Raw genomic sequence first — 23884 nt, forward strand, 5'->3', positions numbered from 1 at the left:
TCCTCGTGATTGTCCACTCCATAACCAATAATAACTTAGGATTGTTTTAAAACTAGCCCACCTGCCAACTAGGTTATGAGTTTTCGATATTGGACAGACTCTCTGCCAGGGTATTCATAGCCTGCTCCGAGGTGACATCTTGGCCGACCGCGGTGTTGGCCTGTTGTGCGATGTTGGACGACTCCTGGCTCCAGACCGCGGTGACCGGGCGTGCCAGCGAGTTTTGACCGGCGACCTGCAGGGTGTCCATGTAGCGGCCGACGACCGGAACGTTCGCCGCTTCGTCGGACGAGAACAGTTCGGGCCGCGGCGGCAGCCAGCCCTGAATCTCGAGCAGAGTTAGCTGGAAATCCGGTTGCATGGCGGCCCGGATGACCTCGGTGACACCGTCTTTCGCCTGGCTGCTGGGGTTGACTGTCATGTGCCAGCCACCGAGTGCGGAGGTGGTGCCGCCGACGCCCTGTTGTGCGGCCTCGGACTCCGGAACGGCGTACGGAATCGGCATCGCGCCGAGGTCCTCGCCGAGGGCTGGATCCTCCGTCTCCTCCGGATTCCGACCGGTGAGTGCGAGCGAGTACGGCCAGTTGCGGTGCATGACCGCGTTGCCGTTCGCGAACGGAGCACGCGAGGGCTCTTCCGTGTAGCCCAGAATCTCGGTCGGGACGATGTCGCCGGCGTAGCCCTCGAACTGCCCGCCGAAGTCCTCGTCGTGGACGAACTTCCGCATCATGTTGAGCGAGTTGATCGTCTCTGGCTCGTTGACCGTGATGGGTCGGTCGCCGACCGGGCCGAAGAGGTTGTCCCGACCGCCGAAGTAGGCGCCGCCCCACGAGGACATGACTTCGTTGAACGTACAGCAGGAGGTCCCCTCGTAGATGTCCCACTGGACGGTCCAGCCCATGTCGACGTCGGCGTTGTCCAGCGTGTCCGCGGTGATGTTCGACCACTCCTCCCAGGTCATCGGCTCGGTAGCCCAGTTGTTGGACTCGGGGCTGTAGCCGGCTTCCTCGACGAGGTCCTTGCGGTATTGCATCGTCGGGAAGTCGGGGAAGACCGGGACCCCGAAGAGGTTCCCGCTGGACGGGTCGATTGCCGTCTCGGTGAACCCGCTGAAGTAGTTGTTCTCGACGTCGTCGAGCAGTTCCTTGGGGAGCAGCTCCGTCAGGTTCTGGATCTGTCCGCGCTGGATGAAGATGTTCGTCCAGCCGTTGTCCATCAGGAACATGTCCGGGTCCGTCTCGTCCGCGCTCAGGAGGCGGTTGTAGTTGGACCGTCGCGCGCCGGTGTCCTGGTCGCCCGCGACGAACTCGACCTCGACGTTGTCCGGCAGGCCGTTGTCGCGAAGCGCCTGCTTGATCGCGTCGCCGTTGTTCTGGACTGCGACCGGGTCGAAGCCCCATGTGACGGTGGTCGTCTCGCCGCTGCCACCGTCACCGGAGCTGCCACCGCCGCCGTCGCCACCATCCCCACCGGAACCGCCGTCGCCGCCGGAACCGCCGTCACCACCGCTGCCGCCGTCGCCCGCACAGCCAGCGATACCCGCTGCCACGCCAGTCGCCCCGGCGGCCTGCACGAACCGTCGCCGCGAGACGCCTGTCGATGTACTGTCGCCTGTGGTGTCGTTGTCCGACATGTCTATCGTGTGATTACACGGTCAGTACTTAAATGTTTCCCATAATTAACCACAGGTGTTGTAAATACAATCGCCCCATCGCGAAAAATAGTTGTCACTACGACAGGAAAGCGGCGAGGAGCATTCTAAGTATATAATGGTGCCGAAATACAAAACGGATATTTGTGAAAACGGGTCGCTCGAACGCGTGAACTGTCGGAAAGTTTCTTCTCTTCAGTCGTACCGCACGTCCTCGACGACCAGTCGGGTCGTCTCGATAGCTTCGACCATCGCACCCCATCCGCCGATCTCGTAGGTCCCGTCGTCCGTCTCGAGCGTCGCGCTGACCCTGCCGGCGAGCTGGGCGAGCGGAATCGGTTCGGTCCGGCCCAGCGAACTCCCGGTGTAGTCGACGTCGGTGATGACGCCGTGCAGTTCGATGGGGGTCTTCGTTCCCGTCTCGTACCCGTTGACCGCCACCGTGATAGTCGCCCCCTCGTTGAGGAGCGGTTCGATGTCCCGGACGGCCTGCCTGAAGTCGACGTACGTGATCGGCGTCTCGGGGGTCCGTTCGGTGTACACGGTGTCCCATATCTCCCAGAGACAGGTACGGAAGTACCAGTGGAAGACGTAAGAGTGGGTCCGGTCGTGGACGAGGACGCCGTACTCGTTGATCGACCGCTGGTGCGGGGCGAAACACGTCCACACCCTGTCGACGATGATGAGGAAGGGAGAGGGCATGTCCCGGTGGCGAGCCTCCATGCAGGTCCCCTCGAGGTCCTCGATATCGGGGACGTAGTCGTCGGACTCCGAGCAGATGCTGAGCTTGACGTTGACGCCCCGGTCGTGGGCCGATATCAGTGCGTCCCGGAACTCGAGGAACTGTTCGGCGCTGACGCCCAGCTGGATCTCGCTCTCGGCGTCCTCGATGAGCTCGCGCGCCCGGTTCTTGACCGTCTCGAACCGCTTGACGATACTCACCTCGTGGTCGGTTATCTCGGGTTGGTTCCACCGCTCCTCGATGGACTCGGCGGCCTCGAGGTAGCGACTCGACCGGGCTCGCAGGTCCTCGAGGACGACCTCCGGGTCGTGGGCCCGCGCCGAGAGACTGTCCTGCTGGAACGTCTCGATGTAGCCTTTCGATTCCAGGTCGCGCAACACGTCGTAGATCCGTGGGTCCGGGACGTCACACCGGTCCGCGATGTCCGTCGCGGCGGCCGTTCCCATCTCGAGCAGCGTGACGTACGCGTCTGCCTGGTAGGGGGACAGGCCGGCGTCCTCGAGTATCGCCGTGAGTTCGTCGTCGTTCATCGCTCTCGTGGTCCGGGGACCGCGACGGCGTCTCTCCCGGGTCCGGTACGCCCTGACTCGACGCCCTCTGTGGTCGACCACCCAGCGGCGTCTGGCGTGGGCCGGTCGACTCGGCGAGGGTTGAGAGCTGTCGACGAGCTCTCGCAGGTGTCCATGCACGTACATAACAACACCTGTTGTTAAATGCATTGGTGGCCGTTGACACAGCCTGTCGTCCCGACGGGAACGCTCTTGGGGGAGACCCCCATAGGTCGGGGCGATGACCGACCTCGATGCCCTCCGCGACGAGTCGTACACCGGGGCGAATCGATGCTGGCCGTGTACCGTGGTCAACCTCGTGGTACTCAGTGTTTTTGTTCTCCTTTTGCGCGTGCGCGAGCGAACCGTCGCCAGCCTGGTCGTCGGGACGCTCGGGCTGGTCGTCGTCTACCTGCGCGGGTACCTCGTCCCGTACACGCCCCGGTTCGCACCACCGCTGGTCGCCGCGTCGCCGCTCCCGGACGACCTGTTCCACGGGGACCTAGACGCCGACGACGGTGGCTCGTTCGCCGACGACGTCACACTCGACGGCGAACGGGTCCTCGGCGACCTCCTCGAGGCGGGCGTCGTCGTCGCCGACGACGAGATGCTGTTTCTTTCCGACGACGTGGACGCCGACTGGCACGAGCGGATGGACCAGCTCGCCGACCGCTCGCTCGACGACCTCGCGGTCGAGGTCCGACGGACGCTGGCCCACGTCGAAGACGCCGACTCCCTGGTCGCCGACGACAGAGAGTGGGTGGTCGTCGGCGCCGCGGACGACCTGGTCGCTCGCCCGCTGGCCATCGCCGAACTCGCGGCCTACGAGGTCCTCGACGGCCGTCTCGACGACCAGCGACTCCGCCTCGCGGCCGCCGAGTCGTTCCGCATGTTCCTCGAGGACTGCCCGGCCTGCGGGACGGAACTGCGCGAGTCCTCGGGGGTCTCGTGTTGCGGTGGCTACACGGCGCCCCGGGAGTCGCCCCGGGAGACGCTCGTCTGTCCGTCCTGCAAACAGCGTCTGTACACCTTCCCTGCAGAGTGAGAGTGGGTGGGCCCCGCGGAGGAGGGGCCACGTCCCGGGAAACCGGAGACACTTGTCTCGAGAGCATGGCCTATTAAGTCCTCCAACGCGGAGACACGTACATGAAGAACATCGACGACCTCGTGGACAGCGCCTCGGACCTCGCCGAGCGCGGTCTCTCGAAGGGTGAAATCGCCGACGAGCTCAACGTCTCCCGCGAGACGGCGAGCTGGCTCGTCGAACGCAGCGGCGCTGGCCCGAAGCCGACGGTCCCGACGACCACCGGCGGCCCGCACGACATCCACGTCGACTGGTCCGCCATCGGCCGCGACAGTGCCCGTCTCCACCACCTGGGTGCGGCGATGGCCGACCTCCTCTCGAAGCAGGGCGAGGACATCGACCTCACCATCGGCATCGAGAAGGCCGGCGCGCCACTCGCGACCACCGTCGCACAGGAACTCGAGACGGACCTGGGCACGTACTCCCCGTCGAAACACCAGTGGGACGACGACGACGACGCCACCAGCGACGGCTCGTTCTCGCGGAACTTCGCCCAGATTCGCAACCGGGACTGCTTCATCGTCGACGACACCATCACCAGCGGGAAGACGATGTCCGAGACCATCAACGCCATCCGCGAGCAGGACGGGAACCCGGTCGCCTGCGTGGTCCTCGCCGACAAGCGCGGCGTCGAGGACATCGAGGACGTCCCGGTGTACTCGCTCGTGCAGGTCATCCGCGTCGGAGCCGACGAGTAAGTCCCGGCCCCGGCGGCGCCGGTCGCCCCTTCGAACGTGGTTCTGTCTCTTCCGCTCTCACCGGGGCAGGCGACGCCGTCCCCACAGCGGAGGGTGAGGGCGTTCGACGGTCGACCGGTCAGTGCAGGTCGTAGACCCGCGCCTCGTATGGCCGCAGCTGCAGGTCCGACAGGTCAGCCGCCCCGCCGCCGTAGTTCGAGCGAACCAGCGTCGCGTCGTCGGCGACCTCGCCCAGGGCCACCGACTGGTGGTCCTCGTCGACGTTCAACACCACCAGCATCGACTCGTCGCCGAGCGTGCGCGTGTAGGCGTAGATTGACCCGTCGTCGGGGCACAACAGGTCGTACTCGCCGTAGACGAGGACGTCGCGCCCGTGGCGCAGGTCGATGAGGTCGCGGTAGTAGTGCCACACGGAGTCGGGGTCGGCCCCGGCGTCGGCGGCGTTTATCTCCCGGTAGTTCTCGGCCACCTTGATCCAGGGCTCGCCGTCGGTGAAGCCGGCGTGGTCGCTGTCGTCCCACTGCATCGGGGTTCGCGAGTTGTCGCGACTCCGGTGGTTGACGATATGGCGGACGTCCTGGTAGTCGTCGGTCCCGCGTTCCTCCATCAGGAGTTCGGCGTGGTTCTTCGCGTCCACGTCGCGGATCTCCTCGAACGTCTCGAAGTCGACGTTCGTCATCCCGATCTCGTCGCCCTGGAAGAGATACGGCGTCCCGCGCAACGTCAGCAGGAGCGTCGCGAACAGTTTCGCGGACTCGACGCGATACGCACCGTCGTTCCCGAACCGCGAGACGGGCCGGGTCTGGTCGTGGTTGTTCAGGTAGACGCTGTTCCAGCCGCCGTCTTCCATCCCCTCCTGCCAGCGGGTGAGCACCCGCTTCAGGTCCCGCAGGTCCCACTCGCCCAGCGCCTCGTCGTCGGCGACGTCCCACCGGCTGTCCCCGTCGACGTCGACCAGCATGTGCTGGAAGTGAAAGACGCTGCCGAGGCCGTCCTCGATGTACTCCCGGGCCTGCTCGACGTCGGTCCCCGGCGTCTCGCCGACGGTCATGACGTCGTAGTCCGAGAGCACCTCGTCGTTCATCTCCCGCAGGTACTCGTGGATACGGGGTCCGTCGACGAAGTGCTCGGTGCCGACCTGACCGTTCTCCTCGCCGTCCGGCAACCCCTCCGTCTTCGAGAGGAGGTTGACGACGTCCATCCGGAACCCGTCGACGCCCTTCTCCAGCCACCAGCGCATCATCTCGTAGATGGCCTCGCGCACCTCGGGGTTCCGCCAGTTCAGGTCCGGTTGCTTGGTGTCGAAGAGGTGCAGGTAGTACTGCTCGCGAACCTCGTCGAAGGTCCACGTCGGCCCGCCGAAGAACGACTCCCAGTTGTTCGGGAGGCCGCCGTCGGCGGGTTCGTCGCGCCAGTAGTAGAAGTCCTCGTAGCCGGGTTCGCGCCGCCGGGACTTCTCGAACCACTCGTGTTCGTCGCTGGTGTGGTTGACCACGAGGTCCATCACCAGTTTCATGTCCCGGTCGTGGAGCGCGTCGCGCAGGGCCTCCCAGTCGGCCATCGTCCCGAACGTCTCGTCGATCGTCCGGTAGTCCCGGATGTCGTAGCCGTTGTCCGCCTGCGGGGAGTCGTAGACCGGACACAGCCAGACGACGTCCGCCCCCAGGTCGTCCAGGTACGGCACCTTCTCGACGACGCCCTGCAGGTCGCCGACGCCGTCGCCGTCGGTGTCGTTGAAGCTCCGCGGATAGATCTGGTAGACGGTGGCTTCCTTCCACCACTCGCGGTCGATTCCCTCGGCCGACGGGGCGTCTCCACTGGTCATCTCTGGATCGAACGTCGTCGGTCGCCCCCCTAACTGTTGTGTTACCACCCGCCGGCACAGGCGGGGCGCATCCGGGGCCGAGCGGTCAGCGTTCGTAGATGCGGGCCTCGTACGGTCGCAACGACAGCGGTGCGCGCGCGTCGCCGGGGTCGTCGTAGTTCGCGACCAGCACCTCGGCGTCGTCGGACTCGACCCGACCGGGGAGTTCGTAGGTGGCACGCTCGTCCGACCAGTTCAGGACGACCAGCGCCCGGCGGTCGCCCAGCGTCCGCGCGAACGCCCACACCTGCGAGTGGTGCTCGCTCAGGAGTTCGTAGTCGCCGTAGACCAGCAGGTCGCTGTCGTGGCGCAGGTCGATGAGGTCGCGGTAGTAGTGCCACACTGAGTCGGGGTCAGCCCGGGCGTCGGCGACGTTTACCTCCTCGTGGTTCGGGTTGACGTCGATCCAGGGCTCGCCGTCGGTGAAACCGGCGTGCTCGCTGTCGTCCCACTGCATCGGGGTGCGGGCGTTGTCCCGGCACCGATACCGGATGACGGCCTGGACTTCCTCGAAGGAATCGATGTCGCCTTCCTCCAGGGCGAGCTCCAGTCGGTTGCGCGCGTCGGCGTCGCGCAGCTGGTCCATGCTGGTCCAGGGGTAGTTCGTCATGCCGATCTCGTCGCCCTGGTAGACGTAGGGGGTCCCCTGCAGGCTAAAGAGGAACGTGGCGAGGAGCTTCGCGGACTCCCGCCGATACCGGTCGTCGTCGCCGAACCGGGAGACGATGCGGGGCCAGTCGTGGGTGCCGAGGAAGACGGTGTTCCAGGCGTCGTCCTCGTCGAGTTCGCGCTGCCACTCCGAGAGCACCTCGCGCAGGTCGGACAGTTCCCACTCCTCGACCTCCCACCACCCGGACTCCGACCCGAAATCCAGCAGGATGTGTTCGTAGTGAAAGACCATGCTCAGGCCGTCGCCGCTTGGTCCACAGTATCTCTTGGCGTCCTCGGGCCCGGCGTCGATAGCCTCCCCGACGGTCATGACGTCGTACTCGCTGAACGTCTCCTCGACCATCTCGCTGACGTAGTCGTGGACCTTCGGCCCGTTGGCGAACAGTTCACTCCCCACCCAGCCCTCGTCCTCGTCGCCGTCGGGGAGGTCCGGGGGCTTCGAGATGAGGTTGAACACGTCCATCCGGAACCCGTCGATGCCCTTCTCCAGCCACCAGGTTATCATGTCGTAGACGTCCTCGCGGACCGCGGGGTTCTCCCAGTTCAGGTCCGGCTGGGCCTCGTCGAACAGGTGGAGGTAGTACGCCTCGCGCTCGTCGTCGTACTCCCAGGCCGACCCACCGAAACCCGAGGTCCAGTTGTTCGGCGGGTCGTCGTCGGGCTCGCCATCGACCCACCAGTAGTAGTCGTCGTAGGGTTCCTCGCCCGCCCGCGATCGCTGGAACCAGGCGTGCTGGTCGCTCGTGTGGTTCACGACCAGGTCCATGATGAGGCGGATGTCCCGGTCGTGCATCTCATAGAGGAGCTCGTCGAAGTCCGACATCCGGCCGTACTCTCGCTTTATCGAGCGGTAGTCGGCGATGTCGTACCCGTTGTCGACGTGCGGTGACTCGTACAGCGGGTTCACCCAGACGATGTCGACGCCCAGGTCGTCCAGGTAGTCCAGGCGTTCGATGATGCCACGGATGTCACCGAGGCCGTCGCCGTCGGTGTCGTTGAAGCTCTGGGGGTAGATCTGGTAGACGAACGACTCCTTCCACCACCGCCTGTCGACGTCGGGTTCGCTTGGACACATCAGTCAGACTGTCCGGAGAATTTCGCCAAACCGCTAATAAACCTTGTACCCGTCGCGGAGCGCGGGACGGGCGGCTACAGGTGGAGGACGTCGGGACGCGCCAGCTCGAGGTCGTAGCCCACCGCCTCGACGCGCCGGGTGGGCCACGCGCCCGTGACCGAGAGCGTCTCGACGCCCCTCTCGGTGACCAGGTGGGTGTCCTCGCTCTTCGCGCCCTGAATCGTCGGGTTCCAGGCGTACCCCTGCGGGAGCACCACGGGAGCCTCGCTGTCGGGGGTCGCGATCCACTCGCGTCCGTCGAATCCGGCGGCTCCGCCCTGGTGGTGGTGCTGCCACTCGCCGTCCCACCCGACGCCGTCGTAGGCGGCCTGAATCGCGCCGAAGACTTCCCCCGCCACCCCGCCCTCGCGGCCGACGGCCCGTGTGGCAGCCAGCGCCGACGTCTCGACGCGCATCGCCTTCCGCGTGCGCTCTTCGAGCCACTCGGGTGGGTCGAACGCGACGGTCCGGGTCGTGCTGGTGAACAGGCCGTCACGGTTGCCCGTCACCGAGAGGAGCGTGTAGTCGCCCACCGGCGCCGATGAGGGCGTGTAGTGGCGGTGGCGCTGGGCTCGCTGGCTCCCGCCCACGAGGACCACGGGCGAGGCGATGCCCCGGACCTCCAGCTCTCGGTGGAGTGCGCCGGCGACGTCCAATTCGGTGTCGGTGGGGTCGATATCCCTGGCGACGGTCTCGACGGCCGCCGCCGTCTCCTCGCTCAGGACTCTGTAGGCGTCGACCTGAGTGTCCGTGAGGGGCTGGCGGAGGGCGGTGGCGTCGACCGACGCGAAACCCTCGACGTCGAAGTCGGCGGCCGCGGGCGTCGGACTCACCGCGGCGACGGTCTCGGCGAGGTTCCCGTCGTACCACTCGACAGTCTCGACGGCCACGTCCGCGGCGAGTTCCTCCTCGCGGAGGCGCGGCGCCTCGATGGTGTCCGTGACCACGGTCACCCCGTCGCCGTCGTAGCCCGCGGCCGCGACTCCCACGTCGCCGGCCCGGTCGACGACGTTGTCGCCCCCGGTCAGCCAGGTGAACGAGTTGGGCCGGGCGAACCAGACGGCCGCCAGATCGTTCTCGGCGAGGTACGCGTCGAGTCGCGCTTCGATCGACATACCCGTCCATCCCGAGGGCCGGTAATAAATCCGGCCGACCCGCTCAGAGGAAGTCGGTCATGTCCGGCGCCCCGCCGCCGTCGTTGTCCCGGTTCCCGGGGAGCGACTCCGCGATGGCGGCGATGAAGGAGTCGAGCCCCCGCGTCTGGTACCAGACGGTCCCGGGACCGGTGAAGTCCATCACCAGGCCCTCGCCGCTCAGCAGCGTCGACTTCAGGCCGCCGACGCGTCGCGCGTCGAAGTCGACCGAGCTCTCCCACGCGACGACGTGCTCGTTGTCGACGGTGTAGGTCTCGCCGGCCTCGAGCTCGACGGACTCGAGCCCGCCGAACGCTTCGATGAAGACGTCGCCGGTCCCTTTCAGCGCCAGCGGCGTGATGCTCGCCCCCGCGAGCACCGACTTGATGCCGCCGAACTCCGAGTCGATGTCGATGGCGGGGTCGGCCGCGAGGAACGCCCCGTCGACGGCATAGAGCGTCTCGTCGGTGAGTTCGTGGTGGCTGACGTCGCCGGGTGCCGGCGGGGCAAGCGTCAGGCGCCCCGGCCCACCCCTGGCCGTGAACTCGTTTGCCAGCAGCGACTCGCCGCCCAGCAGTGACTTCGCCGAGCTGAGGATGCCGTCCCTGCTCGTCGTGGTCTCGATCGAGATGCTCGCCGAGTGGCTCACCATCGCACCCGGTTCCGCGAGTACCGATTCACCTTCCTCCATGTCGAGGACGACGTGCGTGTACGCGGGCTTGTGTGTCAGTTCGATGTCCATGACGTATCAGTCATATCTTGCTCGCTCTCCAGTATAAATGTTGACGGCGTGAAAACTCTCAAGGGCGAGTGGGGCCCGTTCAGTCGACGGCGACCCACTCGCCGCGCTCGTCGCTCCGTTCGACCGCGTCGAGGACCCGCTGGACCGCCAGGCCGTCCTCGAAACTCGGCTCGTATTGCCCGTCGGCGGCCACGGCGGACAGGAACTCGTAGTTCTCGTGGACGAACGTGTGCTCCCACCCGATGACGTGACCCGGCGGCCACCAGTGGTCGACGTACGGGTCCGACTCGTCGGTCACCAGTACCGTCTCGAACCCGCGGCCGTCCTCGCGGAGCAGTTCGAGTTCGTTCAGCCGCTCGAGCGAGAAGCGCAGGCTCCCCTTTGTTCCCTCGATCTCGATGGTGTGGTCGTTCTTGTGGCCGTTGGCGAACCGCGACGCTTCGAGGGTGCCCATCACGCCGTTCTCGAACTCGACCTGGGCGCTGTAGGCGTCGTCGACGGTCACCGGTCGGGTCTCCGACCCGTCCTCGGTGGGTCGTTCGTCGACGAAGGCCCGCAGGTGGCCGCTCAGCCGGTCGACGTCCCCGACGAGGAACCGGGTGAGGTCGACGGTGTGGGCCCCGAGGTCGCCGAGCGCGCCGCTCCCGGCCATCTCCGCGTCGTTGCGCCACGACCACGGGGCCTCGGGGTCGGTCAGCCAGTCCTGGAGGTAGCGCCCGCGGAAGTGTCGAATCTCGCCGAGCTGGCCGTCGTCGATGAGCCCTTTGGCGTACTGGATGGCGGGGACGAACCGGTAGTTGAACGCGATGCCCGCGGGCACGTCCGCCTCGCGCGCCGCGTCGGCCATCTTTTCGGCCGGTTCGAGCGTCGGCGCGAGCGGCTTCTCACAGAAGACCGGCGTGCCGGCCTCCAGCGCCGCAATCGAGGGCTCGGCGTGGACGTGGTTGGGGCCGAGATTGTAGAAGACGTCGACGTCGTCGACGACGTCCCGCCAGTCGGTGGCGATGCGAGCGAAGCCGAGCCTGTCTGCCGCCTCGGAGAGTGCGTCTTCGTCACGGCCCACCAGCACGTCGCGTTCGACGGCCGGCGCGTCCTCGAAGAACATCGGCAGGCGCGCGAAGGCGTTCGCGTGGGCCTTGCCCATGAAGCGGTAGCCGAGGACGCCGACGGAGAGGGGGGCTGTTGTCATGTGTTGGTCACCTCACTCCGCCCAGTAGGCGTCACCCGGTTGCGTCTCGAAGACGGCGCGGTCGAGCACGTCGACGGCCTTCTCCAGTCCCTCGCGCGCGCTCGTGAGGGAGTCCTCGTGCTCGATGGACAGCGTCCCGTCGTAGCCGACCATCCGCAGCGTCGAGACGACGTCCTTCCAGTGGCTCTCGTCGTGGCCGTAGCCGATAGAGCGAAAGAGCCACGAGCGGTTGGGTTCGTCCGTGTACGGCGCGGTGTCGAGCACACCCTTCTCGCGGGCCTCCGACTCGTAGACCTTCGTGTCCTTGGCGTGGACGTGGTGGATGGCGTCGTGCTCGCCGAGCAGGCGGATGGCCTCGGTGACGTCGATGCCCTGCCAGTAGAGGTGCGAGGGGTCGAAGTTCGCGCCGACGCGACCGTTTGTCAGCTCGCGGAGTCGCAGGAGGCCGCGGGGCTCGTAGACGAGCATGTTGGGGTGCATCTCGATGGCGACGTCGACGTCGTGGGCGGCGGCGTGCGCAGCCAGGTCCGACCAGTACTCGTCGGCGACGCGCCACTGGTACTCGTGGGCGTCGGCGTGTTCGGTCGGCCACGGCGCCGTGATCCAGTTGGGCACCTCGTCGTTGGGACCGCCGGCCGGAAGGCCCGAGAAGCAGGTCACCGCGTCGACGCCAAGCTGGTCGGCAAGGCGGATGGCCTCGCGGAGTTCCGTGTCGGCCTCCGCGGCGCGCTCGTCGTCGGGGTGCAGTGGGTTGTTGTGGGTCGCGAGCGCGCTGACGTCCATGTCGTGCTCGTCCAGCAGGTCCCGCAGCTCGGTCTGTGCACCCTCGTCGTCGAGGTAGTCCTCGCGCGGGAGGTGGTCGTCGCCGGGGAAGCCACCACAGCCGAGTTCGACCGCGTCGACGCCGATGCTGTCCAGGTAGGCCAGTGCGTCCGGGAGGGACTGGTCGCCGAGTGGGACGGTGAGTACTCCGACTTGCATAGGTGAGTAGTCGAAAATGACACTGATAAAACCTTCCAGTGAGGCCGAACCACCGCCTGCCTCTCCCCCACGTGTCTCGTTCTCACGGCCTGGTGCCCGTTCCCTCTAGACTTTTGTAACGGGGATAGCAAGAGCCCCACATGGGACACGCGAACGACGTGGACTACGCCGACCTGCACGACCCGAACGCGGAGTACACGATGCGCGAGCTCTCCGCGGAGACGATGGGCGTCACCGCCAAGCGCGGCGGCGGCCGGGACGTCGAGATCACCGACGTCCAGACGACGATGATCGACGGGAACTTCCCGTGGACGCTGGTACGCATCTACACCGACGCCGGCATCGTCGGGACAGGTGAGGCCTACTGGGGCGCGGGCGTCCCGGAACTCATCGAGCGGATGAAGTCGTTCGTCGTCGGCGAGAACCCGCTGGACATCGACCGGCTCTACGAACACCTCGTCCAGAAGATGTCCGGGGAGGGGAGCGTCGAGGGCGTGACCGTCACCGCCATCGCCGGCATCGAGGTCGCGCTCCACGACCTGGCCGGCAAGATTCTCGAGGTTCCGGCCTACCAGCTGCTCGGCGGGAAGTACCGCGACCGGATGCGCGTCTACTGTGACTGTCACACCGAGGACGAGGCCGACCCCGACGCCTGTGCCGCGGAGGCCCGGCGCGTCGTCGACGAACTCGGCTACGACGCCATGAAGTTCGACCTCGACGTCCCCAGCGGCTTCGAGAAGGACCGCGCGAACCGCCACCTCCGCCCGGGCGAGATCCGCCACAAGGCCGAGATCGTCGAGAAGGTCACCGAGGAGGTCAAAGACGAGGCCGACGTCGCCTTCGACTGCCACTGGACGTTCTCCGGTGGCTCCGCCAAGCGCCTGGCCGAGGCCATCGAGGACTACGACGTCTGGTGGCTCGAGGACCCCGTCCCGCCGGAGAACCTCGAGGTTCAGGAGGAGATCACGAAGTCCACCACGACGCCCATCACCGTCGGCGAGAACCGCTATCGGGTCACCGAGGAGCGCCGCCTCGTCGAGAACCAGGCGGTCGACATCATCGCGCCAGACATGCCGAAGGTCGGCGGCATGCGCGAGACCCGCAAGATCGCCGACGTCGCGAACCAGTACTACGTCCCAGTCGCGATGCACAACGTCTCCTCGCCCATCGCGACGATGGCGAGCGCCCAGGTCGGCGCCGCCATCCCGAACTCGCTGGCCGTCGAGTACCACTCCTACGAACTGGGCTGGTGGGAGGACATCGTCGAGGAGACGGTCATCGAGGACGGGTACATCGAGATTCCCGAGGAGCCCGGTCTCGGTCTGACGCTCGACTTGGACGCCGTCGAGGAACACCTGGTCGACGGCGACTCCGTCTTCGACGAGGCGTAGAGACGCTTCTGCGGTCGATTTCCGGCTTCTGTGGCTCCCACGAAACCGAGCGACCCCAGTCTTTATCGTGTCGGATGAGTAACGATAACGCATGGCACGGAGCGGTAGCGGCCTGACGCCTTTCGAGCGTCTCACCCAGCGCTACGACGACCAGGACCTCACCTGTCCGAAGTGCGGCTACGAAGACGACGACGGGTCCTGGCAGACGGCGGCCGACGGGCGGCGGATCAACTACCGACACCTCTGTCCGGGGTGTGGCTACGTCCGGACGCGGACGGTCACGCTCTGATCGTGGCACGGGTTTCGTCGCCGGCCGGTGGGTGACACGCCCGGGGATACGGTCCGAGTGACGACACGGCGAGCGGCGGCGTCTCCCGGTGACAGTCCCGGGGCGTCGGTCGTCAGGCGGTTAGAGCGTGAACCGCTCGACCGTCGTGCCGGCCGTCTCGAGGTCGGTGTCGGTCGCGGCGGCGACGGTCACGCGGTTCTCGCCGGCGGCCGCGGCGACGCGGACGACGAACTCCCCGCCGGTGGTCGGTTCGCTGACGACCGTCTCGGCGGGCGTCTTGATGGCGACGAGGTCGCCGTCGGTCTGGACGGTGATGACCAGGCCGCCGGTCTCGTAGGCCGTGTCGACCCACAGCTCGGGGCCCTCGGACCGCTCGTTCTCGAGGTAGCGTTCGCGGAGCACCGCGGGCGTCTCGATGGGTTCGCCCTGTTCGATGCCGTGTGCGAGGCGGATGAACTGCGCCATCGACCACACCAGCGGCGTGGCCGACCCGGTCCCCTCGCCGAACTCCCAGTTGTAGACGCTCGGGTCGTCGATGTCCCAGACCTGCTCGGGGATCATCCGGCCGGAGTTGGCGAAGTTGGCCATCGTCTCCAGCAGGCGCTGGGGGTCGTTCTCCCCGTCAGTCGTGTCCGCGAACAGCTCGTACTCGCCGCGTTCGCCGGTGAAGATTGGCCAGAGCCGACCCTTGCCGTCTGGCTCGTGGGGGTGCCACGGTGCGCCCTCGTCGTCGCGCTCGAGTTCGCCGTAGCCGTCGCCGACGTAGCGATAGAAGCCCGGCCCGTTGGGCGTCTCGACGCGGATGGTATCGTCGACGACGTCGACGCTGTTCCGGACGATCTCGTCGTCCCAGGGCTTGATGCCCAGGCGGACCAGTTCGAGGAAGCCACCGTCGATTATCTCCCGCTCGTCTATCATCGGGCCGCCGTTGGCGAGTGCCCGCCGTGCCGCGTCGTCGGGGTTGCCGTCGCGAGTGATGCGGACGTAGTACGGCGTCTGCTGGATGCCGTCGGTCCCGTCCTCGGTGACAGTCCAGGACTCGACGTCCTCGACCCACTGGTCGGCGACGGCATACCAGACGAGCGCGTCGCCCGGTTTCCCCTGGTCCTCGGCCAGCGCCGCCCCGCAGACGAGGCCGGCTATCTCGGCCGCGATGGAACTCGGGGAGTACCCGGACTCCTCTTCCCAGCGCTCCTGGGCCGTCACCGGGCCGTTCCGGACGACGTAGTCCGCGGAGCGCCGGACGTTCTCGTACTCGTAGTCGACGTCGTCGAACGTGTAGCCCTGCCGGGCGAGGTGGTAGGCCATCACCTGCGGGAACGAGATGTTGTCCATCTGCTCGCCGCCCCAGCGCGTCCGGCCCTGGAGGTAGGTGTTCTGGGGGATGAACCCGTCCGCTTCCTGCTGGTACTCGTAGATGTACGCCAGCGCGTCGGCGGCCGTCTCCAGCTCGCCGATGGCCTCGAAGGCGGTGAACGTCTGGTAGAGGTCCCGGGACCAGACGAAGTTGTAGCCGTAGCTCTTCGGCCGGTCGGAGGGCACCGCGTCGCCCCACGGCACCGACGGACTCGCGATGGCCGCGCCGTCGAAGGTCTTGTCCTCGCAGGCCTGCAGCACCATCATCGACGCCTTGTACTGGGCGGCCAGCTCCCGCCGGTTCTTGACCGACGCCGGGAGTTGCTTGTCCTCGAGGAAGTCCGCCCAGGAGTCGACGTAGGCGTTCTTGACCTTGTGGTACCCCCGGGTGAGTGCCCCGTCGGCCTCACCGAGCGCGCCGGCCGTGTCGGACTCCTCTGCGAACCCCAGCGCGACCGTATCAGACAGCGACTTCCCGGTCCCGATACGCCCGACCAGGACGACGTTCTCCTCGTAGGCCTCCTCGTGGGGGTCGGGTACCTCGCCGTCGGCAAACAGGTTCCGGACGCGGTCCGTGGCCGCCACTTCGATGGAGGCCCAGTCGAAGCGGTTGGCGCTGGTCAGGGCCACGGCGACGTTGTACGGGTCGCCGTTCTCGTCGACGAGGAGGTGCTCCTCGTCGTAGACGTCGAACGCGGAGGAGTCCCGCGCTGCGAGCGAGTACTCGCCGGACTGGCCCAGCAAGAGGCCACGGTCCGTGTCGCCGGTGTTCGTCAGGGCCGTATCGACCACCGTGAACACCTGGTACTCGTTGTCGTCGGCCGCCTCGAACGAGACGTTCGCGAGGATGGCGTCGTGTTTGGGGTCGGTGACGTAGTCGGCTACCAGCCGCCACTTGTGGCCGTGGCCGTCGCCCGTCTCCTCGATGGTATGTCGGAACAGCAGCGCGTCCTCCTCGATCAGTTCCGCCCGGCGCTCGATGGTCTCGGCGTGGTCGTCCCGGCGTGACTCGTTGTGGGTCCGGGCGACGTAGTCCGAGTCCGCGTCCCTGTCGACGATCAGGAAGTCCATCGTCCGGAGGTTCATCGAGTCGATGCGGGGGTAGCGGGCCTCGGTGAGCGAGCCCTCCGTGAGGGTAAACCACACCTTCGAGGGTTCCGCCGCGTCGTGGTCGGCGACCGTCGAGACGCCGTACTTCTCGCCGGTCGTCCAGTGGGGCCGTTCCTCGGGGCCGGCCGGTTTCGCGGGCGTCGGCAGGGCGCCGAGGTCACGGAGCGTCGCGGTGGCCTGCAGGCGGACGGCGTGGGTCCACCCGAGCGGTGCGGCGCTGTCGGGCCGACCGTCGTCGAACACCTGTTCGGCCAGGAAGCCCACGTCGGTCCCGAACGGGCCGTCGTTCAACAGCAGCGAGTAGAGGTCGCCGGCCAGGTCGAGCAGTTCGGCGGCGTCGTACCCCATGCCGTCGGCGAGGATGCCCAGTTCCGCGGCGGCCATCGTCCCGAGCGCCGTCGACACCGACCAGAGCTTCTCCTGGGCCTGCTCGTGTCGCCGCCAGGGGTCGCCCTCGTAGCGGATGAGCCCCGCGACGCCGTTGCCGGTGTCGCGGTACAGTTTCGTGACGACGTTCTCGACGTGTTTTTCGAGACGAACCAGCGTCTCGTCGTCGACCTGTGCTATCTTCGCGTAGGCCCGCACGCCGCTTGCCAGCTCGAGGGCCGCCGAGTCGGCCCGGTCGTCGAGGCTCCCGTCGCGTATCCGGAGCCCGTAGTGTTCCTGCTCCTCGCTCCAGAGGGTGTCAAGCGCCTCGTAGATGCGGTCGGCCTGCGTCGCCGCGTGCTCTCTGAGTTCGCCCTCGAGCGGCGCGTTCGCCACCGTCGCGTACGCCTGCAGGAACTTCGCCGTGGTGTGGGTGAACCGTCCGATCATGTCCTCCCAGGCGTTCTGACAGGGCAGGGGCAGGCCGTCGTCACCGAGGCTGTCGTCCAGGCCCCGGACGGCGTCCTGAATCGTCTCGACGATCCGCGCGCGGTCCTCCGCGGTGAGCAGGTCTTCGCGTTCGCTCAGGACTGTCGCGAGATAGGCGGTCACCGAGGCCGTCTGGTCGGCCTGGTAGCCGTTGCCCACGCCCTCGATGCGCTCGTTGGCCCACCCGGGCGCGAGTCGCTCGTCGACCGCCCAGACCCGGTGTGGCCAGGTACCGTCGTCCCGCTGGGTCCGGCAGTACAGGCGGGCGCTGTCGAGCAACTGGATGTCGAGTTCGACGCCCATTCGCTCTGACACCTCGAGCAGCGCGGCCGATATCTCGCTGTCGTCCCGGAACCAGGTGTAGCCGTACCCGCCCGAATGCTCGAAAAAGGGGTCGAACTCGGGGGCTGCCAGTCGGGCCCCCGTCGGGGCCGTCAGCAGCGACAGCGCGCGCAGGTCGGCGGTCACCTCGTCGCTGTGGGGCGTCTCCTCGGGGATGGCGGTTATCGCCCGGTCGAGCGCGGCGTCGCGGATGTCGTCGACGGAGGCGTGGGCCCGCGCCGCGTGCGTGACGTCGCTGAGTGCCTGCTCGCGGGTCGTCTCCTCGTGGTCGGACAGCTGGGTGACGAGCGTCGTCCGGGCCGCGCGGCCGACCTTCTCCAGCTCGGCCGCGACGACGATGTCGCCGGTCAGCGACCCGCGCTCCATCTTGCCGACGTGGCGCTCGCGCGGGTACTGGATGGGAGCGTCGTCGAGCAGCTCGGCCATGGTCTCGACGCGGTTGCCGACGGCCATCTCGACCTGCGTCGACGCCGCGACGTAGTCGTGTTCGCGCCGGTGGTAGACCTCGACGACGCGTTCGTCCTCGTAGCCGGCCGACTCGTGGACGAGGCGGCTGACCTGTGTCTCTCTCCCCTCCGGGGCGAGCGTGAGGAAGGCGACCAGTTTCGCGTCCGCCGGGACCTCGCCGCGCAGTTCGACGTGGGTGAGGTGGGCCCGCCCCAGCGTCAGGTCGTACTGGTGGACGCTGAAGGCGCCGGCGTCGTACTCCGTCTCGACGAGGGGCGTCTCGCGGTAGTAGTGCTGGCGGATGGGGTCGATGTCGTCGAACCACTGGATAGCGTCGCCGGTGTCGATACCGAAGCGGGACCGGTCGACACCGTGGAGGCCGGACAGTTCTGCAGAGTAGTCTCGAAACGAGCCGTCCCTGTCGACGTAGATGAGGCGGTCGCCGAACCCGGAGAACGCACCGGTAGTCGTCGGTGCTTCGCCGGGGAACGGCTCGTCGAGGCGGCCCTTGTATTCGTTGAGGGCGGTTCGCAGGCGCATTAGTCGGCCAACGTGGCAGACAGAGTATAACATTGGCGGTTCGGGCAACGAGAACGGACACAAACGAGTGTCTCTGGTGCGATTAACTGTGCGCAGATGCGTGAATCTGTCCGGTAGCGGGCGTAAAGAAGTTGATTAATATTGCAAATTAATACGCACACCCGACCTCAATGAGTAAGAAACTTTAGGTCGTGAAGAGGGTTCATAGATATGAAGCATCCAGGGCAGCCCCGATTCGCGGCAGTCGGCGAGACGATAGAACTCGCGCCGAGGGACCCGAACCCCGACGCGACGTACCGATGGCAGATTCACGACGCACCGGCCGCGTCGGACGTCACACTCGGTGACGACCCCGTCCTCTCGTTCACGCCGGACGCCGCCGGGACCTACACGGTCGTACTCTCCGGACCGACCGGCGACCACGAACTCACCGTTCGCGTGTTCCCCGCGGAGACCTCCGTGGGCGGACTCGCGAGTGGTCAGAGCGGCATCAGTGGCGTCAGTGGCGTCAGCGGGCAGAGTGGACTCAGCGGGCAGTGGTCAGGCGGGGTAAGCGGGAGCGCCCGCGGCTCCGGACTGGGCACGGACAGCGACGACCAGCGCGGCCGACCCCGCATCCAGCTTTCCGGCGGCGTCCGCGGCGACGACGTCGTCGTGGAGGCGACGGTCAAGACCTCGCCCAACAGCGAGGCCACAGACGAGACGCTCGACGTCGAGTTCGTCGTCGACGACCGGGACCCCGAACCCGCTGGCTTCGAGACGAGCGACCGCGAGGCCCGCGCACCACTCGAGAACGTCGAGGAGTCGTTCCGCGTCCACGCCGTCGCCGTCGGCGAGCAGTACAGCGTCCCGGACGCCGTCCGCGTCCACCCCGACGGCGAGGTCGAACTGCTGAACGACCCGCCCGAGTGGGGCACGGAGATGAGCCTCTACGAGGTGTACGTCCGCGGCTACAAGGAGGGCGACGAGGACCAGTCCGTCTTCGAGGTCATCCAGGACAACCTCGGGGAGATCCAGGACAACGGCGTCGACACCCTGTGGCTCACGCCCGTCCTCCAGCACGACGGCTTCGACCACGGCTACAACATCACGGACTTCTATTCGGTCGCCGACGACCTCGGAACCGAGGCAGAGTTCGCCGATCTCGTCGACGCGGCCCACGACCGCGGGATGAAGGTCCTGTTCGACCTCGTGCTCAACCACTCCGCGCGCGAGCACCCGTACTTCCAGAAGGCCCAGGCCGGCGACCCCGAGTACCGCGACTGGTACGAGTGGGAAGCGGACGGTTCGCCCGGGACGTACTTCGACTGGGAGTACATCGCGAACTTCGACTACACGAACCTCGAAGTGCGTCGGCACCTGCTGGACGCCGTCGACAAGTGGGCCGAGTACGTCGACGGGTTCCGCTGTGACATGGCCTGGGCGGTCCCGACGCCGTTCTGGCAGGAGATCAGGGAGCGCGTCAAGGCGGACTACCCGGACTTCGTCTTGCTGGACGAGACCATCCCGTACATCGCGGACTTCCACAACCTCGCGTTCGACATCCACTTCGACACGACCCTGTACTTCACCCTGCGTCAGATCGGCCGGGGCGAGGCCGACGCCGACGACGTGCTGGACGCCCTGGAACAGCGGGCGGTCACGGGCTTCCCGGACCACGCCGGCTTCATGCTCTACATCGAGAACCACGACGAGACGCGCTACGTCGAGGAGTGCGGTCGCGAAGCCCTGGAGGCGGCCGCCGCCGCGCAGTTCACGCTGCCCGGCGTCCCGATGCTGTACGCCGGCCAGGAGATCGGCGAGCGCAACCGTCGCGGGGAGATCTACTGGGAGCACGCCCAGGAGGACCTCCGCGAGTACTACCAGGACCTCACGTACACGCGCAACACCATCCCCGCCCTCCAGTACGCGGGCGACTACGAGGAGATCGCCTACCAGTGTGACGACGACAAGGTCACCGCGTTCGCCCGCGAGGACGACGATGGGAACCGCTACGTCGTCGCCCTGAACTTCGGCGACAGCGAGGCCACCGTCTCCTTCCCCGAGGAGGACGTCGAGGCGTTCGACGAGGTCCACGACGAGGACGTCTCGGCCGCCGACGGCGACGCTCGCGTCGAGAACGTGGCCGTCCTCTACGCCGGGTCCGAGTGAGCCATGACGAGTGCCGACTGCACGCTCCTCGACGCCGAGACGGCTGCCCTCGCCGACCGGCAGCGCGAGGTGCTCGACGCCCACGACGACCGCTTCGAGGCGGCCAAGGAGGTAACGACCCGGCTCGGAGCCCACTGGAGAGACGGCCACGCCGAGTTCGGGTTCTGGACCCCGCAACTCGTCGACGAGGTACCGGCCGACGAGGTCCGGCTCGAACTCCTCACTGCCGAGGACGACGTCGACCTGACTGCCGACGAGCAGACGGTCACGTTCGACCGGCAGTTCGTCGAGACCCGCCGCGAGGGCGAGTTCACGTGGGCGGCCGTCGAGGGACCTCGACCGGGGACACGCGAGCAACTCGGGACGCTCTATCGGCTCGGCTACGAGGTCGACGGCGAACGCGAGTCGATCACGGACCCCTTCGCAGACTCGGTGCCCTTCGGGGCCTACGGGCCGCCCGAGCTGTACGACATGGACCGCCTGGACGAGGAGCGCGCCGACCGCGAGTACTTCCAGAACCTCGCGGAGGACGGCGTCGAGCCCCACTCGTCCGAGGACGACGGCCTCCCGCGGTTCGAACCGGCCACGAGCATGCTGGAGAGTCACCCCGGGACGGCCACCGAATCCGGGACGCTCGCCGGACTGAAACGGCAGTTCGACGCCATCGGCGAGAAACTGGCCGACGACGACGCCGACCTGACCCCCGCGGAGCGGAACTTCGTCGGCTACGACGCCGTCCAGCTGATGCCCGTCGCGCCCATCACGCAGAACGAGGACGAGCTGGGCTACTGGCTGCCCAGCGGTTCGCGGGGGGACAAGCTGCGCGTCGACGTCCGGCGACCGGACATGCTCAACTGGGGGTACGACATCGTCATCTCCGGGTTCGGCACGGTCAACCCGGCGATTCTGGAGAGCCGCCGCCCCGACGAACTGGTCGACCTCATCGCGACGCTGCACACCCTGCCAGACCCAATCAAGGTCGTCTTCGACATCGCGCTGGGCCACGCCGACAACGGCGCGCTCCCCCTGCTCAACGAGGAGTGGTTCGCCGGGCCCGGTATGTACGGCCAGGAACTGGACTACACACAGCCGGTCGTCCGTGCCGGGCTGCTCGAACTCCAGCGGCGGAAGATGGATTTCGGTGCGGACGGCATCCGCGTCGACGGTGCCCAGGACTTCACCAACTGGGACCCCGCGGCCGAGGAGGAGTGGCACGACGACGAGTACCTCGCCGAGATGGACCGGGTGACCCAGAAGGTCGCCGGCGTCGAGTACCGGCCCTGGATGATCTACGAGGACGGCCGGCCGTGGCCCCGGTCGGACTGGGAACTGGCCTCGACCTACCGGACGCTCATCGAGCAACACCCCCACGCCTACCAGTGGGGACCGGTCACCTTCGCCCACAACACGCCCGCACTCCAGACGTTCTGGGCGACGAAGTGGTGGCGCGTGCGGGAGGTCGCCGACATGGGCGAGAACTGGATCTCGGGCGTCGCCAACCACGACACCATCCGCCGGGGGACCCAGCTCGAACCCGACCCGCCGTTCAGTCAGCCCCAGATCAACCGTTACCTGGGGGACACCCGCAACGAACAGCTCCGGAAGGCGTACAACAACCCCGCCTCCTCGATGCTGTTCCACGGCTTCATGCCCGGGTGTCCGATGGACTTCACGCACGCGAACATGCGCGCGCCGTGGGGCTTCGTCCGTGATACGGACGCCGTCTGGAACCTCAAGGTGCTCTCCGAGGAGGAGAACTTCCCCGAGTGGCAGGTCCGCCCGCAGGACTTCGCGGACGACGAGCACTTCCATCGGCTGAAAGCGTGGGGCTTCGAGTCCCGCGAGGAGTTGCGCGAGTTCCTCGGCCTGCTGGCCGACGTGGTCAGCATGACCGACTACGACAAGGCCGAGATGGTCGCCCTGCTGAACGCCGCGGGCACGCCCGTCGGCGACGAGTTCACCGTCGACGAACTCGAGCAGCTGGGCCGCGACTGGATGCGGGACATGGGCGAGTTCTTCAACCTCGCCCACTGGCACGCCCAGCAGGACGACGAACGGACCGCCTTCGACCTCGCCGTGCGCGAGTTCCGCCACGACCACGAGTGGGTGACCACCGACCTCACGGGCGACGATGAACTCGACTACGTCTACCCGACCGACGGGACGGTGCTGTACTACGGCTTCCGTCGCGCGCCCGACGAGAGCGAGGAGATCCTCTTCGTCGCGACGATGGAGGGCGTCGCCGAGGACGTCGTTCCGACGGACCTGGTCGACGTCGACGACGCGGGCTGGGAGGTCGCGCTGTCGTCCCCGGACCTCGACGTCGCCGACGCCGGCGACCCGGTGGAACTGGCAGACAGCCAGGCCGCGTTGTTCGTCCGCTCGCTGGACTGACGGCCACCGCGTCGCCGACGCTACCAGGTCTCGACGGCCGACTGTCACGACCGCCCCATTTATGTTCCCGAGAGCGAAAGTTCCGGTATGGCAGACACCCGAGTCGTCGAACTGCTTCGCAAGGCCTACTCCGACGAGATCGAGACCGTGATGAACTACCAGACGAACGCCATCGTCCTCGACGGCGTCCGAGCCGAGGAGATCAAAGAGAGCCTCAAGGCGGACGTCCAGGAGGAACTGGCCCACGCCGAACAGCTCGGCCAGCGGCTCAAGCAGCTCGAGGCCCAGCCGCCGGGGTCGATGGAGTTCGTCGCCCGACAGGAGTCACTCCAGCCACCGGAGCAATCCACGGACGTGCTTTCGGTCATCGAGGGTGTCCTCGACGCCGAGGAGGACGCAATCGCGACGTACCACGACCTCATCGACGCCGCCGAGGACGCCGACGACCCGGTCACGGAGGACCTCGCCGTCACCCTGCTTGCCGACGAGGAGGCCCACCGCACCGAGTTCCGCGGGTTCCGGACCGAGTACGCGAACGAGTAAGGCACGCGTGGCGAGTGGACAGATTCTGTTACCGGCACAGCGGTCAGTGTA

At 67.1% G+C, this 23884-nt stretch carries 16 protein-coding genes; 7 read left to right on the plus strand and 9 right to left on the minus strand.

All coding sequences use genetic code 11. From position 1 onward, the window contains the following. Window positions 1-73: 73 nt before the first annotated feature. Window positions 74-1633 (minus strand): extracellular solute-binding protein, encoded by a 1560-nt coding sequence (locus P1K88_RS10185; protein ID WP_276410067.1) that lies wholly within the window; start codon window positions 1631-1633, stop codon window positions 74-76. A 213-nt stretch (window positions 1634-1846) separates the two neighbouring features. Then, window positions 1847-2923, minus strand: a complete 1077-nt coding sequence (locus P1K88_RS10190) for a TrmB family transcriptional regulator (protein ID WP_276410068.1) — start codon at window positions 2921-2923, stop codon at window positions 1847-1849. A gap of 259 nt (window positions 2924-3182) precedes the next feature. Between P1K88_RS10190 and P1K88_RS10195 the strand changes: the two genes are divergently transcribed. Together P1K88_RS10195 and gfcR are read left to right on the plus strand one after the other, a co-directional pair. After that, on the plus strand, window positions 3183-3986 hold the full coding sequence (locus tag P1K88_RS10195; protein ID WP_276410069.1) for a DUF8054 domain-containing protein: 804 nt from the start codon (window positions 3183-3185) through the stop codon (window positions 3984-3986). Between the two features lie 101 nt (window positions 3987-4087). Next, a complete protein-coding gene (gfcR, locus tag P1K88_RS10200) occupies window positions 4088-4723 on the plus strand; it encodes a transcriptional regulator GfcR (protein ID WP_276410070.1) in 636 nt (211 codons plus the stop codon). A gap of 118 nt (window positions 4724-4841) precedes the next feature. Here the strand turns inward: gfcR and P1K88_RS10205 are convergent, their stop codons facing one another. The 6 genes from P1K88_RS10205 to P1K88_RS10230 form a co-directional block, all read right to left on the minus strand. After that, window positions 4842-6548 carry a glycoside hydrolase family 13 protein gene (locus tag P1K88_RS10205; RefSeq protein ID WP_276410071.1) on the minus strand — a complete coding sequence of 569 codons (1707 nt, stop codon included), beginning with the start codon at window positions 6546-6548 and terminating at the stop codon, window positions 4842-4844. An 85-nt stretch (window positions 6549-6633) separates the two neighbouring features. Continuing rightward, window positions 6634-8331, minus strand: a complete 1698-nt coding sequence (locus P1K88_RS10210; protein ID WP_276410072.1) for a glycoside hydrolase family 13 protein — start codon at window positions 8329-8331, stop codon at window positions 6634-6636. A gap of 74 nt (window positions 8332-8405) precedes the next feature. After that, window positions 8406-9485 carry a M24 family metallopeptidase gene (locus P1K88_RS10215; protein WP_276410073.1) on the minus strand — a complete coding sequence of 360 codons (1080 nt, stop codon included), beginning with the start codon at window positions 9483-9485 and terminating at the stop codon, window positions 8406-8408. A gap of 43 nt (window positions 9486-9528) precedes the next feature. Further along, window positions 9529-10245: a TIGR00266 family protein gene (locus P1K88_RS10220; RefSeq protein WP_276410074.1), complete on the minus strand. Its 717-nt coding sequence runs from the start codon at window positions 10243-10245 to the stop codon at window positions 9529-9531. A gap of 79 nt (window positions 10246-10324) precedes the next feature. Next, the gene (locus tag P1K88_RS10225) at window positions 10325-11434 is read right to left on the minus strand and encodes a Gfo/Idh/MocA family protein (RefSeq protein ID WP_276410075.1); all 1110 of its coding nucleotides are present in this window, start codon (window positions 11432-11434) and stop codon (window positions 10325-10327) included. A 12-nt stretch (window positions 11435-11446) separates the two neighbouring features. After that, window positions 11447-12415, minus strand: a complete 969-nt coding sequence (locus P1K88_RS10230; protein WP_276410076.1) for a sugar phosphate isomerase/epimerase family protein — start codon at window positions 12413-12415, stop codon at window positions 11447-11449. A 140-nt stretch (window positions 12416-12555) separates the two neighbouring features. Between P1K88_RS10230 and P1K88_RS10235 the strand changes: the two genes are divergently transcribed. Further along, a complete protein-coding gene (locus tag P1K88_RS10235) occupies window positions 12556-13806 on the plus strand; it encodes a mandelate racemase/muconate lactonizing enzyme family protein (RefSeq protein WP_276410077.1) in 1251 nt (416 codons plus the stop codon). Between the two features lie 91 nt (window positions 13807-13897). Further along, a complete protein-coding gene (locus tag P1K88_RS10240) occupies window positions 13898-14095 on the plus strand; it encodes an HVO_0649 family zinc finger protein (protein ID WP_276410078.1) in 198 nt (65 codons plus the stop codon). 120 nt (window positions 14096-14215) lie between these two features. Here P1K88_RS10240 and P1K88_RS10245 read toward each other — a convergent pair whose 3' ends face one another. Further along, a complete protein-coding gene (locus tag P1K88_RS10245; protein ID WP_276410079.1) occupies window positions 14216-18745 on the minus strand; it encodes a DUF7997 domain-containing protein in 4530 nt (1509 codons plus the stop codon). 210 nt (window positions 18746-18955) lie between these two features. On the opposite strand from P1K88_RS10245, the gene malA reads away from it, so the two are divergent. The 3 genes from malA to P1K88_RS10260 all read left to right on the plus strand — a co-directional run bounded on the left by malA (window position 18956) and on the right by P1K88_RS10260 (window position 23833). Next, a complete protein-coding gene (gene malA, locus P1K88_RS10250) occupies window positions 18956-20896 on the plus strand; it encodes an alpha-amylase MalA (RefSeq protein ID WP_276410080.1) in 1941 nt (646 codons plus the stop codon). A 3-nt stretch (window positions 20897-20899) separates the two neighbouring features. Further along, complete coding sequence (gghA, locus tag P1K88_RS10255) at window positions 20900-23290, plus strand: glucosylglycerol hydrolase (RefSeq protein ID WP_276410081.1); 2391 nt, start codon at window positions 20900-20902, stop codon at window positions 23288-23290. Window positions 23291-23377: 87 nt separating this feature from the next. Then, window positions 23378-23833, plus strand: coding sequence for a ferritin-like domain-containing protein (locus tag P1K88_RS10260; RefSeq protein WP_276410082.1), 456 nt, complete (start codon window positions 23378-23380; stop codon window positions 23831-23833). The last annotated feature ends 51 nt before the right edge of the window (window positions 23834-23884 follow it).

It is taken from the genome of Haloarcula halobia (assembly GCF_029338255.1).
In the GTDB taxonomy this organism is placed as follows: Archaea; Halobacteriota; Halobacteria; order Halobacteriales; family Haloarculaceae; genus Haloarcula; species Haloarcula halobia.